The organism is Flagellimonas zhangzhouensis, from assembly GCF_900102925.1.
In the GTDB taxonomy this organism is placed as follows: domain Bacteria; phylum Bacteroidota; class Bacteroidia; order Flavobacteriales; family Flavobacteriaceae; genus Flagellimonas; species Flagellimonas zhangzhouensis.
This window is the reverse complement of sequence record NZ_FNKI01000002.1, coordinates 18,117-32,982: the sequence shown is the minus strand read 5'-3', so window position 1 is coordinate 32,982 and position 14,866 is coordinate 18,117. Positions and strand designations below refer to the sequence as shown.

Sequence of the window (14,866 nt, the reverse complement as noted above, 5' to 3'; positions counted from 1 at the left end):
ACTACTCTAACACCTCCCCAATAGGCTTACCTGTTGCCCCATTAGGAAATGCAATACCCAAAAGAGCCGAAATGGTAGGGGCAATATCAGGAATTTCAGTTCTATTCACCGTACTACCATGTTTTATTCCCTTTCCAAAGAACAACAAAGGCGCATGGGTATCATAAATAAAAGGTGAGCCGTGGGTAGAACCAGTAGTTCCGTATGAAATATATCCAGTGTTGGTCACTAAAAGTACATCGCCAGAACGTTTTTGGTTATAGCCGTTCTGTAAAATGTACGGAATACCTTCCGTATACTCGTTTTCCCACATTTGATGCGCGGTATATACCTTACTAATGCCATCATAAGACAAAAATTCCTTGGCAATATCCTCTTGCGCATCTTCTAAATCGATATCCAAATTGGATAATATTTTATGGTCTAAAAACACTTGGTAATTGGAAATATCCTTTACCACATCGGTGGTGCCATATTTATATTGAAGAAACTCATTGAATTTGCTTTTCATCCCATCCATATCCAAATAGCCTGCAGGAATCTTTTGATCTATTAAATAGGTTGGCACATCGATGGCAGCATGATCGGCTGTTAAAAATACAGTGTACTCTCCTTCTCCTACTTTTTCATCCAAAGTGGAAAACAAACGAGCTAAATCTTGATCCAATCGGATGTAAGTATCTTCAATTTCTTTGGAATTCACACCGAAAAAGTGTCCCACATAATCGGTACTGGAAAAACTTACTGCCAAGAAATCGGTAATATTATCTTGCCCCAATCCTTCTCCTTCCAAAGCAGCCAAAGCAAAATCGGTGGTGATGCTATTTCCAAAAGGACTTCTTCTTATCAAATCAAATTGATCATTTTGCTCCCAAATCGCAGGAAGGTCATGCGGAAATGCATTTGTTGTTTCTCCCTTTTGTAAACCTTCATAGTTATTGGCATCGGTGCCACTTTCAACATACGTTTCTATTGGCCTCAAGGTATTCCAAGGCTTTTTATAGACCTCAACCGCATCCGAAGCATTAAAATCAACCACCCATTGCGGCAAGGCATCCATGTAATAAGAACTTGTAATCCAGTTTCCATCCTTTTTTCCTTCAAACCAATAGGCCGCATTGGCAGAATGACCAGCTGGAAGGATAGCTCCTCTATCTTTTAAAGCAATTCCAATTACTTTTCCTCTTTGTTGGGTGTGTAAACGTAATTGATCTGTTACTGTAGAGGTCAACATTCGATGTGGAGACATTTGTCCAGCTTTGGAAGTAGTTCCCACAGATTTGTAACTATCATCTCCAGCGCAGTACACCTCTGCACCTATTGTTTTATCGTACCAATCGTTTCCAATGATTCCGTGCATCGCTGGGGTAGTTCCCGTGTATACCGAAGTGTGCCCAGGACCCGTGCTTGTTGGAGCGTAATTAAAATGGTTGTTTTTGGCATTAAATCCCTCATTTACCATTCGTTTAAAACCACCTTCCCCATATTGATTCCAAAAACGGGTCAAATAATCGTATCGCATCTGATCAACCACAATACCCACTACCAATTTTGGATTTTGGGCTATGGATTCTACTGGCTGAACTTCATCTACATTCTTTTTTCTACGCTGTCCGTAAGAAAAATTGATGCTGCACAATACTAAAAAAGATAAAACAAGGTTGGTCCTATTCATAATCTGGATTTATTCAAAATGACCACAAAACTATTCAATTATCCTGTTTAAAATTTTAAATCAAGGTTAAATGCTCCACAATATTCTTATTTTTATCACCTCAAGTCCATAAAGCGAATGAAATACCTAGAAGCGATTGGGAAATACTTCATCATGATCTGGGAAGTATTTAAAAAGCCTACCAAATGGCGCATCATGAAATCCTTGATTTTGAAGGAAGTCGACGACTTGGTTTTTGGCGCTATGGGTATCATAATCTTTATTTCCTTTTTTATTGGTGGTGTTGTAACCATCCAAACCGCATTGAACTTAACCAACCCTTTGCTACCAAAAAGCCTTATTGGATTTGCTGCACGACAATCGGTGATTTTGGAATTCGCACCAACGTTCACCTCAATTATTATGGCAGGTAAAGTAGGGTCGTATATCACTTCGAGCATTGGTACCATGCGGGTAACGGAGCAAATTGATGCCTTGGAAGTTATGGGAGTGAACTCTTTGAACTACTTGGTATTTCCAAAAATTATTGCTGTAATGATGTATCCTTTTGCAGTAGCTGTTTCCATGTTTGTTGGAATCACAGGCGGATGGGTGGCTGCTGTTTTTGGTGGATTTGCACCCAGTGGTGAGTTTATTAAAGGGTTACAAATGGATTTCGACGCATTTCATGTTACCTACGCCTTAATAAAATCTGTTGTTTTTGCCTTTATTATAGCAACCGTGCCTTCTTACCATGGTTTTTATATGAAAGGCGGTGCTTTGGAAGTTGGTAAAGCAAGTACCACTTCGTTTGTTTGGACCAGTGTGGTGATCATTATCACAAACTATATATTAACGCAATTGCTTTTGGGCTAATGATTGAAGTAGACAACATACATAAATCGTTTGGAGAACACCACGTTTTAAAAGGGATTTCCACTTCTTTTGAGAAGGGTAAAACCAATTTGATCATTGGTCAGAGTGGTTCGGGAAAAACAGTGTTTCTTAAATGTTTATTGGGTCTTTTTGAACCCGACGAAGGCAACATTTGCTACAACGGTCGATTCTATTCTGAATTATCGACTAAAGACCGTAGAAACCTTCGTCAAGAAATGGGTATGGTGTTTCAAGGAAGCGCTTTGTTCGATTCCATGACCGTGGAAGGCAATGTGATGTTTCCTTTGGATATGTTCACCAATCAATCCCGATCAGAAAAACAGGATCGTGTGGATTTTGTTCTGAAGCGCGTTAATTTGATTGATGCCCATAAAAAATACCCTTCCGAGATTTCTGGAGGTATGCAAAAAAGGGTGGCCATTGCAAGGGCCATTGTGATGAATCCGAAATATTTGTTTTGTGACGAACCGAACTCTGGTCTAGATCCCAAAACGGCCATTCTAATCGATAATCTGATTCATGAAATTACCACGGAGTATGATATAACCACCATTATCAACACTCACGATATGAACTCGGTAATGGAAATCGGGGAAAAGATTCTCTTTTTGAAAAATGGTTACAAAGAATGGGAAGGCACCAACAAGGAAATCTTTAAAACAGACAACCAAGCTGTAACCGATTTTGTGTATTCTTCGGAGCTTTTCAAAAAAGTAAGACAGATGTATTTGGAGGAACGGAATTAATCCGACATCTAAAAATACTTATTCCACCTCTTTTACCACCAAAGTAGAATCTTGCAGTCTTAACTTCAACCAAGCCAACATCTTTTTGGAATCTGTCTCTTTTTGATTATTACGAACCCCATCGTTCCATTTAATCTCAAAAACAGGAACCGTATCCAGCTTTTTAAAATCGGTTTTAATGAGATAAGAAAACCCCAATTCGGAGATGTTCTCATAGTTCGCTTTGGCCTCTCTACTGATTTCACTGAACGGAATCTGTTTTCCAACACTAAACTGGAGTTTAGCAACTTCAGCCTCCAACAATTTGATTTGTTCGTCTTTGTTCATGAGTTCGGCCTTGTTCTTCTCATAAAGTTCACTCACATAGTTGAACTTTTCTTCAGAATCATCCTTGCCACCTTGAATAACATGAAGTTCCACATCCTTCAAACGGGAATACTGTTCTTTTTGCGAACGCCAAGTGTTTATCACATTGTCAGGAACCAATTCATCTCCCATGAAAACCACTTCAATTACTGAAGCCTCATCATCCGAGTATTCCAATTTGGTAAGGTTGTCCACATATCTTCCTGCTCCATCAAACTGGTACACTTCAACGGTTTCCCTTAAAAATTCTTGGGCCTGTTTTTTAAACAACGACTCTTGAAAGACTTGATAAAAGGTAAAACCCGCAGGAATCATCACCAAAATTCCAGTTATCGACGCCAATCTTGCAATAAGCCTACGTCTTTGCGAATTGGCGTAACGCACCATCGGGAATCGTAAAAATTTGATGACCAAAAAGGTAGCCAAACCAATAAATATGGTGTTGATGATGAACAGGTACATAGCACCTGCTGCATACCACGGCTTGCCAATGGCCAATCCAAAACCAACAGTACACAAAGGCGGCATCAACGCAGTGGCGATGGCCACACCGAAAATAACACTGGCAATGGTGCCTTTTTTGGCCCTGGCAATTACCAATGCCAAACCACCAAAAAATGCAATAAGCACATCGCGAATATCAGGTTTGGTACGTGCCAGAAGCTCAGATGATTCATCACGAAGCGGAAATAAATAAAAGAACAAAAAGGCGGTAATCACACTCAAAACTACCATTACGGTGAAGTTTTTGAGCGATCTGCGTAAAGTATCGATATCGTTGATGGCCAAAGAAAGCCCCATCCCCAAAATTGGACCCATTAAGGGAGAAATTAACATGGCACCAATTACTACAGCTGTAGAGTTGGCATTTAAACCAATGGAAGCGATAAAAATAGAACATACCAAAATCCAAGAGGTATGCCCTTTAAAGGGAATATCTGCAATAATGGAGTCTTTGGTGGCCGCGGCATCCGTATTGGAACGTATTTCCAAAAGTTCCGAAAGAAACATACGAACACTACCCAAAAGACCTTTAAAGTCCTTTTTTACCTCATCCCCACTATCCTTTTTAGGTGGAATACCATCTTTGATTTGTTCTTCGCTCATATATTACGCGAACTGGTCGCCAAATTTATCTTTAACCTGCCCCAATACTTTTTTAATATCTTGTTGCTTATCCTTGGGATAGATCAACAACACCTCTTCTTTATCTACAATGACATAGTCTTCCAATCCGTCAACCACCACAACCTTTCCTTTGGGAGACCTGATCATATTTCCCTTGGCATTTTCCAACAATACCTGAGCGTTTACAACTGCATTTTCGTTGGCATCTTTATCCAATTTATCATACAGCGCACCCCAAGTCCCAAGATCGTTCCAATCGAAGGTTGCAGGCAAGGTGTAAATAGATTTGGATTGCTCCAAGATAGCATAATCAATGGATATGTTATCTGCCTTGGCATAATTTTCTTGAATAAAGGCTTTTTCCTCGGGCGTATTATAGCAAGACATTCCTCCACCGAACAAATCATATTGGCTCGGTTGGTAATTTTTAAATGCCTCTACTATGGTTGCTACACTCCACATAAAAATTCCAGCATTCCATAGGAAATTACCTTGTGCCAAAAACTCCTTTGCGGTTTCATAATCAGGTTTTTCTCTGAACTGAGACACCTTTTTTAAATTTTCGTCACTTCCCTTTTCAAATTCGATATATCCAAAGCCTGTGTTTGGAAACGTTGGCTGGATTCCTAAAGTACAGAGGGCATTTTCATTTTCGCATTTATCAAAACATGCAATTACATCTTTTTCAAAGGCATCCTCATCCTCGATCCAATGATCACTTGGTGCTACGATCATCACCGCATTTGGATTCATTTTTTGAATCTTTAAAGAAGCATATAAAATACAGGGGGCCGTATTTCGCATGGCTGGTTCCAACACCACTTGTTCGGGCTTTACCTTTGGTAACTGCTCCAAAACCAAATCGTTGTATCGCTCATTGGTCAGGATCAAGATGTTTTCTGTTGGAATAAACTTGTTCAACCGATCGAATGTTTTTTGAATCAAGGTTTTTCCACTCCCCAACATATCGTGAAACTGTTTTGGGTTGGATGATGTACTTACTGGCCAAAATCTGGATCCTACTCCACCTGCCATTAAAATGGCGTAATAATTTTTGTTCATTTTTATGTTTTCAAATTAAAAGGTGGTCAATTGGTTTCCTGCACTAACTCCACCTCGGCATTTGGCTGGAACAAATATAATCTGCCCGTAGCCAATTCTACACACTCGTAACGTTTTACTTTTTTATTTCCCCTTCGGTACAATTTACCATTGTACAAACGAAATACACTGCCATAGGGAAGCTCGAACACATAGCTCTGATTTCTTTCTTCGGTATCAAAAGCCTTTAGTGCTATCGACAATCTTGCATCTGTACTGCTACTAGCCTTTGGGTTCTTAAAATGGTTCGCAATAATAGGCAATAATTGGTTTGGAAAAACTTCTGGTCTGATAAATGGAACCATTAAATGTTGAAAGGTACGTTTCCATTCTGTTCCATGGGGTTTTATTCGACGACCATAGGTTTCAAAGGCCACCAAATGCGCAATTTCGTGGACGAGTGTAATTAGAAATCGGTATTTGTTGAGGGACGCATTTACCGTAATCATGTGCAGACCATTAGGCAATCTTCGATAGTCTCCATGACGCGTTACCCGATGGTTTACAATTTTAAGATGCACCCCATGCGTCTTGATCAATTCAAAGCAAGGCATCACAGCTCGTTCTGGAAGGTATTTTTGAAGGGTGGTTTCCACTAGAACAAAGTTAAGTGTTAAGGTAGAAACATCATTTTAAGGAATCAATAAATTAATCAGGGTGTACTATTACTTACTTGCAACAATTTACCATTGTACATTTTGTGTCCAGTCAAAGCAAATTCCTTGATATAGGTTGCCATTTCTATGGCAGTAACTGGAGCTTGATATCCAGGGAAAGCCTCTTCCAACATTTCGGTTTGAACGGCTCCCAAGGCCAAAACATTAAAACTTGGTCCTGACTCTTTAAATTCTTCAGCCCAAAGTTCTGTCAATGTAATCACCGCCCCTTTACTGGAACTATAGGCGGAAAGTCCTGCAAATTTCATACTGCCTTGTACGCCGCCCATAGAACTTATGGTGACCACATGTCCTTTTTTACCCATTTGAGGTAAAACGGCTTTGGTCATTTCGGCCACACCAAACACATTTACTTTGTAAACAGATTCAAATTCTTCAGCCGAAGTTTCCATAAAAGGTTTGTTAACCAAACTACCTGCATTGTTGATGAGCACATCCACCACATGCCATTGTTCGATAAACTCCTCTACTTTTTTAAAATGAGATGGATTTCCCAGATCAAAAGAAAAAGTATGCACATTGGAAAACCCCAAACTTTCCACAGGTTTTGTATTTCGTGAAAGAGCCAACACTTGATGCCCCTCTTGAGCAAAAAGCTTGACCAATTCCAATCCAATTCCTCTACTTGTTCCTGTTATGATAATGTTTGCCATGAACTTGACCTCTCGACTCCGCTCGAGGTGACATTTTATGTTATTTAGTTAATTGAACTTCCTGTGCAGGCGCATTTGCTATCCCTTCCAAAACAGGGATTGTTTTATTTACCAATTGCGCCATATGTGCAAAATCCATGATTTCTGGTTCGTCCCCAACTTTATGGTAATGGTCAAAATTGGTAAAATCGAAGGTGCAAAATGTATGCGATGGAACACCAAATTCTTGATGGAACGCATAATTATCTGAACGCTGATACAAATTCATTCGTTGTGCCGTAGGCAAAAACCCTATTAAATTCTCCTTTGCATAAGTATTACCTACGGCCGCCAAATTGGACATTTCATATCCTGTGATGTACATGAAATAATCTTTGTCCTGCATTGGTACACCTGTCATTTCAAAATTGAGCATAGTGTAAAGGTTAAGGTCTGCTTCCTTCAATTTCTTAGCTAAATGCTTGGCGCCAAGAAGCCCTTTTTCTTCCGCACTGAACAATGCGAAAATCAAAGTGCGTTTATTGGTTTTGTTTGTTCCAAAATATCTGGCAAACTCCAAAACAGAAGTCGTTCCCGATGCATTATCGTTAGCACCATTGGCTATCGCATCTCCATTTTCCATTTCAACAATTCCGATATGGTCGTAATGCGCACCTATTACAATAAACTCATTCTTTAATGTAGGGTCATTTCCCTCAACCACACCCACAACATTGTAAGATGGCTTTTTAAAATTGGAAAGGGTATCCCTATAACTTTCAAAATATGGTGTTACACCATAGGCTTTAAAATGATTTTCTATATACTGTGCTGCTTTTTCGATTCCTTCACTTCCTGAATCGCGGCCTTTTAATTCATCCGAAGCCAAATAGTTCATAATTTGACCAATACGATCCGCATTGGAAAAATCATCTTTTGAAACATTTGACTTTACTGTAGGAGGAGACGGAACAACTGCTGCTGTAGAACCCGTTTGTGTACTGGAGCAGGTTGCAAACAACAATGCACTTAAAACATATAGAAATATTTTCATCGTTTTTTGATTTTGAATTTTTTAAAGATAAAAAAAGCATCCCAAAAGGGATGCTTTAATATTATGTGTTACCTACCATCCCTTTCGACTACGCTCAAGGGACAATTAGTACTATGCCAACATGGTCACTGGATTCTCCAAGTAAGCTCTCAACGTTTGCAAGAACTGGGCACCTGTTGCTCCATCTACGGTTCTGTGATCACAAGCCAAGGTGATTTTCATAGTACTTCCCACTACAATCTCCCCGTTTTTAACCACTGGTTTTTCAACAATGGCTCCTACAGATAAAATAGCAGAGTTCGGTTGGTTAATAATGGATGTAAATTCCAAAATTCCGAACATTCCCAAGTTTGAAACAGTGAAGGTACTTCCTTCCATTTCATCGGGCTTAATTTTCTTATTACGAGCTCTACCAGCCAAATCTTTCACAGATGCACCCAATTGAGATAGGGTCATTTGGTCAGCAAATTTGATTACAGGTACTACAAGACCCTCATCTACAGCCACAGCAACACCCATATGCACGTGATGTTTATATACCGTAGTATCACCATTCCATGAAGTATTTACCTGTGGATGCTTTTTAAGGGCCATCGCACAAGCTTTCAATACCATATCGTTGAACGATACTTTAGTATCTGGTAAATTGTTGATTTGTGATCTTGAAGCTTTTGCATTTTCCATATCTACCTCGATAGTAAGGTAGTAATGTGGTGCAGAGAATTTGGATTCACCCAAACGCTTGGCAATTACCTTACGCATGGTTGAGTTTTTCACTTCCTCTATGCTTTCTTCTCCTACTGGTAAAGCAATTGGTGCTACTGGCGCTGATTCAACTGCTTTTTCAGGAGCAGGGGCAGCAGTTTGTGAAGGTTGATAGCTTTCAACATCCTTCTTTACAATTCTACCGTGATCACCTGTTCCTTTTACATCGGCCAAGTTGATGCCTTTTTCACTGGCTATCTTTTTAGCCAATGGAGAAGCCAATATACGTTGTCCATCGGATGAGGCTGAAGCCACAGGAGCGGCTGTGCTTGTTTCGGCTGCAGGCGCTTCTGTTTTAGTTGGTTCAGCAGCTGGGGCACTTGTTGCACCTCCTCCTGACTGAGCACTTAAAACGGCATCCACATCGGTTCCTGCAGGACCTATAATGGCCAATAAAGAATCAACAGGAGCACCTTCTCCTTCTTGAATTCCGATATACAATAAGGTTCCTGAGTAGAAAGACTCAAATTCCATTGTGGCTTTATCAGTCTCGATTTCAGCCAAAATATCGCCTTCTTCTACAGTATCACCTACCTTTTTCAACCAGCTGGCAACGGTACCTTCTTCCATGGTATCGCTCAACCTTGGCATGGAAACTACTTCCACACCTTCTGGAATAGATACTGGAGCACTTGCTGGTGCGGCAGCTTCCGCTGGTTTGGTTTCAGCTACTTCCTCTTTGGCTGGAGTAGCACTCGCTCCGTTCAAAAGTGCAGAAAAATCTTCTCCTTCGTCGCCGATAATGGCCAAAAGTGAATCTACAGGCGCACCTTCTCCTTCTTGAATTCCAATATGGAGCAATGTACCTTGATGGAAAGATTCAAATTCCATGGTAGCCTTATCAGTTTCGATTTCGGCCAATATATCTCCTTCTTCAACTTTGTCCCCTACTTGTTTGAGCCATTTTGCCACGGTACCTTCTTCCATGGTATCGCTCAATCTAGGCATGGTGATTACTTCTGCCATCTACTTATAATTTATGTTGTAAAAATGGATAGTCTTCTTGTTCGTAAACGGTATCGTACAATTGCTCCAATGGTGGGAAATCGGAATTTTCTGCAAATTCCTCACACTCCTTCACTAAATCTTTCACCCTTTTGTCAGCTGCTTTCAACTCCTCTTCCGTTGCGTATCCTTTTTCAAGAATCACATCTTTCACTTGGGTAATTGGATCTATCTTTTTGTACTCCTCTACTTCTTCTTTGGTTCTATAGTGCTGCGCATCGGACATAGAGTGACCTCTATATCGGTACGTTTTCATCTCTAAGAAAGTTGGACCTCCACCAGTACGAGCACGCTCAATGGCTTTGTCCATTTCTTTTGCAACTGCAGCAGGGTCCATTCCGTCTACAGGCCCACAAGGCATTTCGTATCCCAATCCCAGTTTCCAGATATCTGTACTGAATGCTGTTCTTGCTACCGAAGTACCCATTGCATAACCATTGTTCTCACAAATGAAAACAACTGGCAATTGCCACAACATGGCCAAGTTGAATGCTTCGTGCAATGATCCTTGACGCACTGCACCATCACCCATATAACAAAGGGTTACAGAATCCCTTTTGAAGTATTTATCCCCGAATGCCAAACCAGCACCCAATGGAATTTGTCCACCCACAATTCCGTGACCACCATAAAAACGATGCTCTTTGGAGAAAATGTGCATGGATCCTCCCATACCTTTTGAGGTACCAGTAACTTTACCGTAAAGTTCTGCCATTACTCTTCTTGGGTCAACCCCCATTCCAATTGGCTGAACGTGGTTTCGGTAAGCGGTGATCATTCTATCCTTGGTAAGATCCATGGCATGCAGTGCTCCAGCCAAAACGGCTTCCTGTCCGTTGTAAAGGTGCAAAAAGCCCCTTACTTTTTGTTGGATATAAACTGCTGCTAATTTGTCCTCGAATTTTCTCCAGAACAACATGTCCTCGTACCATTTTAGGTAAACTTCTTTGGTGATTTTTTTCATCAACTGTAGTATTAATTGAAATTTCCCTGTGGTTGGGAAGAGCAAAAATACATATATAAATGTTTTGTAAAAAGAATTGATTTAAGAATCGCCCAAAAATGAACTATTGAATGCTAAGGGGAGGATATCTTTCATTGAAGGACACTTATAAATTGGGCCTTTTGGAGCTTTCAATAAAATTGGAATCGAAGTGGTTTGCTTTTGCTCATATTCGATAATGGACTGTCTGCAATTTCCACAAGGGGCAGCAGGTTCGGACAGGGCATGACCATCCGACCCAGCACTGATTGCCAAACACTTAATAGCCACTCCTGGAAATCTTGCGCCAGCTTGAAAAATAGCTACACGTTCTGCACAAAGTCCTGCTGGATAAGCCGCATTTTCCTGATTGTTTCCAATCACTACCTCGCCGTTTTCCATGAGTACGGCCGCACCTACTTTAAAATTGGAATATGGAGCATAGGCATTTAAACGGGCTGTATCTGCTTGTTGTAACAATTTTTGCTCCATTTGTGACAGCTCCGAGCCATCCTCAAAAATCTGTAATTCAAAACCTATTTGCTTTTTCTTCATGCTAAGATGATGTCTTCCAAAAATAAAAAAACCCATCCAATATGGACGGGTTTAGTTATATGATTGAAAATCTTATTAGTCGTTGTAAAACTCTTCCCCAAAATTAAAGGAAAGCGAAAAACGCAAAGTGTTTTCCAATGGGTTTCTAACTTGTGAGGTTGAGAACAAGTAGGAAAGGTCTATTTGAGCGGATTTAAATTTGAACCCAGCACCTAAGGTGAAGAACTTTCTTGAACCTTTTTCTTCACTTTCATTAAAGTAACCTGTTCGCAACATAAAGGACTCTCTAAATTGGTATTCTGCTCCCAAGGCCCAAGTTACTTCTTTTAGTTCTTCACTAAATCCATCAGGAGCATCTCCGAAAGATTCAAAGATTCCGCTAAAAAAGCCAATATTCTGATACTGGTCATTATCCTCTGCATCGATATCACCATCACCGTCAAAATCTCTAGGTGTTGGCACCAATAATTTATTAAATTCAGTATTGATAGCCAACTTGTTGTCTTGATCAAAAATAAAATCGAAGCCACCTCCAAATTTTAGATTGGTAGGCAAAAAGTTTTCTTGTCCACCTTCATCATATTGCAACGAACCACCTAAATTGGAAATATTAAAACCAGCTCTCCAACGTCCATCAAAACTTGCATAGGCAATTTCTCTTGATCGATAAAAACCAGCAATATCTACTGCAAAGGCATTGGCTGCCTGAGAGTCTTGCGTTCCATCTTGGAACCTAAGGTTAGAGCTTATAAATCTACCTCCAACAGCCATAGAGAATGTTTCACTCAATTTCAATGAATATGAACCATCCAATGAAAATTCATTTGGCTTTACTATGGTAGCGCTTTGATCAAAAGTTTGTCTCAACTCAATTTCTCCCAAACCAAAATAGCGCAATCCAACAGCAAATGCGCTTCGGTCATTCAGCTTATTATAAAAATTGGCATTTAATAAGGAAACATCGTTTACAATAGTTTCCAAATAAGGAGTATAACTAACCCCAACTCCCATTTTTTGGTCTGCAAAAGCATATTTAGCAGGGTTCCATTGTTGCGAATACACATCGAACGAAGTTGCAACTCCCATATCCCCCATACCAGATGCCCTTGCATCGGCTGCAATGGTTAAAAATGGTACTGCAGTGGTGATTGCTCTTTCTTGCTGTGCACTAATTTGTGGCGCTATAACCAAGAAAGCTACCACAATTAAAAACTTTTTCATTCTAAAATTTTAGCATTTAGTAATGTCCCCGTTTCCCTAATAATTCTAAGAAACAATACAAATTAAACGGTCTTTTGGTGAAATTCTTATATCTGCATCTATAAATTTTATGGTATTTCGTTCAAAACACTACTAATCCAGTTAAAAGGTATTTATATGTCTTTTAACTTATTCCAATCCGTTAAAAACCAATATGGGCTATACTATTTTCAAAGCATCTCCGTTAGAAAGGTGTAGCAATGTAGAAAATTTGAACTTTGCCACAATTATTTGACAAACACAAAATATAATGGCAAAAACGTCGTTTTAATGCCATCGAAAGATTTTTAAAATCAAAACAAATTGAAGCGCTTAGGGAATAAACCCCTGAGTTTTAAAGTACTCAAGCCCAAATTATGAAAAAACACTTAATCAAAGTTGTACTTTCTTGCGCCGTTGTGATGGGAGGATTATCCAGTTGTAAAAATTCCTCAGGATCAAAGGACACTTCTAGAGCCACAGGATGGAAAATCAACGCCAAGGAGGGTGGATTTCAATACAATTCGGATTTCAAGGAGCAAGAAACTCCTCCTGGAACTGTTTTTGTTGAAGGTGGAACTTTCACCAAAGGTAAGGTCCAGGACGACATTATGCACGATTGGAACAATACGCCAACCCAACAACACGTGCAGTCTTTTTATATGGACGAAACCGAGGTCACCAACGTAATGTATTTGGAATATTTGGATTATTTAAAGGCGGTTTACCCACCAGACAATCCAAACTATGCCAACATTTATAAAGGTGCTCTTCCAGATACTTTGGTATGGAGAAACCGATTGGGCTATAATGAAACCATGACTAACAACTACCTAAGACACCCTGCTTTTGCAGAATATCCAGTAGTTGGTGTTAACTGGGTGCAAGCAACTCAATATGCCGAATGGAGAACCGACAGGGTTAATGAGGTAATGTTGGAAAGAGAAGGATATATTGCCGAAGATGCAAAATACAAAGTATTGAACGGTGAAATGTCTGGAACCTTCAGCACAGAAGCTTATTTGAACAATCCTGAATCTGTTTACGGTGGTGAGATTGATTCATTACAAGGAAAACAAAAGAAGGATTCCATTAGTGCTTTTGCTAAAAGAAGTAGCGGTGTTATTATGCCAGAATATAGACTTCCAACCGAAACTGAGTGGGAATATGCAGCACAAGCTCTTGTTGGAAGCCGCGAGTATAACAACTATAGAGGTAGAAAAAAATATCCTTGGGAAGGTGATTACACCAGAAATGGACAGCGCGTAGGTCGTGGAGACCAGTTGGCCAACTTTAAGCAAGGAAAAGGTGATTATGGCGGTATTGCAGGATGGTCTGACGATGGTGCCGATATCACAGGAGAAGTTAAATCTTATAAGCCAAACGATTTTGGTCTGTATGACATGGCTGGTAACGTAAGCGAGTGGGTGGCCGATGTATATCGTCCTATCGTTGACGACGAAATCAGTGACTTTAACTACTACCGTGGTAACATCTTCATGAAAAAAGCTATTGGTGAAGATGGAAAAGTTGAAATCTTGGAAGATCAAATTGTGTATGACACTTTGCCAAACGGTAAAATTGTAGCCATCAACCTTCCAGGGGAAATCAAAGAAGTTCCTGTTACCGAACAAGAAACCTATTTGAGAACCAACTTCGATAAGAGTGACAACCGTGGATTTAGAGATGGGGACGCTGGTTCCGCTAGATTCTATGACAGGTTTGCCGCAGAAGACGAAGATCAACGTAAAATGTACGACTCTCCAAATCACAAGGTAGAGCGTAACGAAGATGGAGAATTGGTTCGCCAATATGACACATCCAACTATAGAACAACCTTAATCAACGACGAAGTTCGCGTTTACAAAGGTGGTTCTTGGAGAGACAGAGCTTTCTGGTTAGACCCAGCACAACGTAGATATTTGCCACAATATATGGCAACAGACGATATCGGATTTAGATGTGCTATGTCCAGAGTTGGTTCAAAATCCAAATCCAATAAAACAGTTCGCCACAAAAAAGCGAGATAAACATACCCTTGAGTATTTAAAAAAAGCCCCGGCAA

13 protein-coding genes are annotated in these 14,866 nt (G+C 40.0%); 3 read left to right on the top strand and 10 right to left on the bottom strand.

Annotated elements, in window-relative coordinates; all coding sequences use genetic code 11:
* Position 1: 1 nt before the first annotated feature.
* Complete coding sequence (gene pafA / locus BLQ18_RS06860) at positions 2-1,675, bottom strand: alkaline phosphatase PafA (RefSeq protein WP_090293715.1); 1,674 nt, start codon at positions 1,673-1,675, stop codon at positions 2-4.
* Between the two features lie 117 nt (positions 1,676-1,792).
* On the opposite strand from pafA, the gene BLQ18_RS06855 reads away from it, so the two are divergent.
* Both BLQ18_RS06855 and BLQ18_RS06850 read left to right on the top strand, forming a co-directional pair.
* Entirely contained in the window at positions 1,793-2,530 is a 738-nt protein-coding gene (locus BLQ18_RS06855) for an MlaE family ABC transporter permease (RefSeq protein ID WP_090293714.1), read from the top strand.
* Entirely contained in the window at positions 2,530-3,297 is a 768-nt protein-coding gene (locus tag BLQ18_RS06850) for an ABC transporter ATP-binding protein (protein ID WP_090293713.1), read from the top strand. Before BLQ18_RS06855 ends, BLQ18_RS06850 begins: the two co-directional genes overlap by 1 nt.
* 18 nt (positions 3,298-3,315) lie before the next feature.
* Here the strand turns inward: BLQ18_RS06850 and BLQ18_RS06845 are convergent, their stop codons facing one another.
* The 9 genes from BLQ18_RS06845 to porV all read right to left on the bottom strand — a co-directional run bounded on the left by BLQ18_RS06845 (position 3,316) and on the right by porV (position 12,783).
* Positions 3,316-4,770 (bottom strand): DUF389 domain-containing protein, encoded by a 1,455-nt coding sequence (locus tag BLQ18_RS06845; protein WP_090293712.1) that lies wholly within the window; start codon positions 4,768-4,770, stop codon positions 3,316-3,318.
* Between the two features lie 3 nt (positions 4,771-4,773).
* Complete coding sequence (locus BLQ18_RS06840; protein WP_090293711.1) at positions 4,774-5,853, bottom strand: mannose-1-phosphate guanylyltransferase; 1,080 nt, start codon at positions 5,851-5,853, stop codon at positions 4,774-4,776.
* Positions 5,854-5,879: 26 nt separating this feature from the next.
* Entirely contained in the window at positions 5,880-6,488 is a 609-nt protein-coding gene (locus tag BLQ18_RS06835; RefSeq protein WP_090293710.1) for a SprT-like domain-containing protein, read from the bottom strand.
* Positions 6,489-6,544: 56 nt separating this feature from the next.
* Entirely contained in the window at positions 6,545-7,222 is a 678-nt protein-coding gene (locus BLQ18_RS06830) for an SDR family NAD(P)-dependent oxidoreductase (protein ID WP_090293709.1), read from the bottom strand.
* Positions 7,223-7,262: 40 nt separating this feature from the next.
* Positions 7,263-8,255: a M28 family metallopeptidase gene (locus tag BLQ18_RS06825; RefSeq protein ID WP_090293708.1), complete on the bottom strand. Its 993-nt coding sequence runs from the start codon at positions 8,253-8,255 to the stop codon at positions 7,263-7,265.
* A 111-nt stretch (positions 8,256-8,366) separates the two neighbouring features.
* A complete protein-coding gene (locus tag BLQ18_RS06820; RefSeq protein WP_090293707.1) occupies positions 8,367-9,986 on the bottom strand; it encodes a pyruvate dehydrogenase complex dihydrolipoamide acetyltransferase in 1,620 nt (539 codons plus the stop codon).
* A 4-nt stretch (positions 9,987-9,990) separates the two neighbouring features.
* Positions 9,991-10,989, bottom strand: a complete 999-nt coding sequence (pdhA, locus tag BLQ18_RS06815; protein ID WP_090293706.1) for a pyruvate dehydrogenase (acetyl-transferring) E1 component subunit alpha — start codon at positions 10,987-10,989, stop codon at positions 9,991-9,993.
* An 81-nt stretch (positions 10,990-11,070) separates the two neighbouring features.
* A complete protein-coding gene (cdd, locus tag BLQ18_RS06810) occupies positions 11,071-11,562 on the bottom strand; it encodes a cytidine deaminase (protein ID WP_090293705.1) in 492 nt (163 codons plus the stop codon).
* A gap of 75 nt (positions 11,563-11,637) precedes the next feature.
* Positions 11,638-12,783, bottom strand: coding sequence for a type IX secretion system outer membrane channel protein PorV (gene porV, locus BLQ18_RS06805; RefSeq protein ID WP_090293704.1), 1,146 nt, complete (start codon positions 12,781-12,783; stop codon positions 11,638-11,640).
* A 395-nt stretch (positions 12,784-13,178) separates the two neighbouring features.
* Here porV and gldJ point away from each other — a divergent pair, with 395 nt between their 5' ends.
* Positions 13,179-14,831, top strand: coding sequence for a gliding motility lipoprotein GldJ (gldJ, locus tag BLQ18_RS06800; RefSeq protein ID WP_090293703.1), 1,653 nt, complete (start codon positions 13,179-13,181; stop codon positions 14,829-14,831).
* Positions 14,832-14,866: the final 35 nt, after the last annotated feature.

What these genes read in the sequence shown, in the direction of transcription:
- pafA (WP_090293715.1), bottom strand. Translation starts at nt 1,675, where the DNA reads ATGAATAGGACCAACCTTGTTTTATCTTTTTTAGTATTGTGCAGCATC.
- BLQ18_RS06855 (WP_090293714.1), top strand. Translation starts at nt 1,793, where the DNA reads ATGAAATACCTAGAAGCGATTGGGAAATACTTCATCATGATCTGGGAA.
- BLQ18_RS06850 (WP_090293713.1), top strand. Translation starts at nt 2,530, where the DNA reads ATGATTGAAGTAGACAACATACATAAATCGTTTGGAGAACACCACGTT.
- BLQ18_RS06845 (WP_090293712.1), bottom strand. Translation starts at nt 4,770, where the DNA reads ATGAGCGAAGAACAAATCAAAGATGGTATTCCACCTAAAAAGGATAGT.
- BLQ18_RS06840 (WP_090293711.1), bottom strand. Translation starts at nt 5,853, where the DNA reads ATGAACAAAAATTATTACGCCATTTTAATGGCAGGTGGAGTAGGATCC.
- BLQ18_RS06830 (WP_090293709.1), bottom strand. Translation starts at nt 7,222, where the DNA reads ATGGCAAACATTATCATAACAGGAACAAGTAGAGGAATTGGATTGGAA.
- BLQ18_RS06825 (WP_090293708.1), bottom strand. Translation starts at nt 8,255, where the DNA reads ATGAAAATATTTCTATATGTTTTAAGTGCATTGTTGTTTGCAACCTGC.
- BLQ18_RS06820 (WP_090293707.1), bottom strand. Translation starts at nt 9,986, where the DNA reads ATGGCAGAAGTAATCACCATGCCTAGATTGAGCGATACCATGGAAGAA.
- pdhA (WP_090293706.1), bottom strand. Translation starts at nt 10,989, where the DNA reads ATGAAAAAAATCACCAAAGAAGTTTACCTAAAATGGTACGAGGACATG.
- cdd (WP_090293705.1), bottom strand. Translation starts at nt 11,562, where the DNA reads ATGAAGAAAAAGCAAATAGGTTTTGAATTACAGATTTTTGAGGATGGC.
- porV (WP_090293704.1), bottom strand. Translation starts at nt 12,783, where the DNA reads ATGAAAAAGTTTTTAATTGTGGTAGCTTTCTTGGTTATAGCGCCACAA.
- gldJ (WP_090293703.1), top strand. Translation starts at nt 13,179, where the DNA reads ATGAAAAAACACTTAATCAAAGTTGTACTTTCTTGCGCCGTTGTGATG.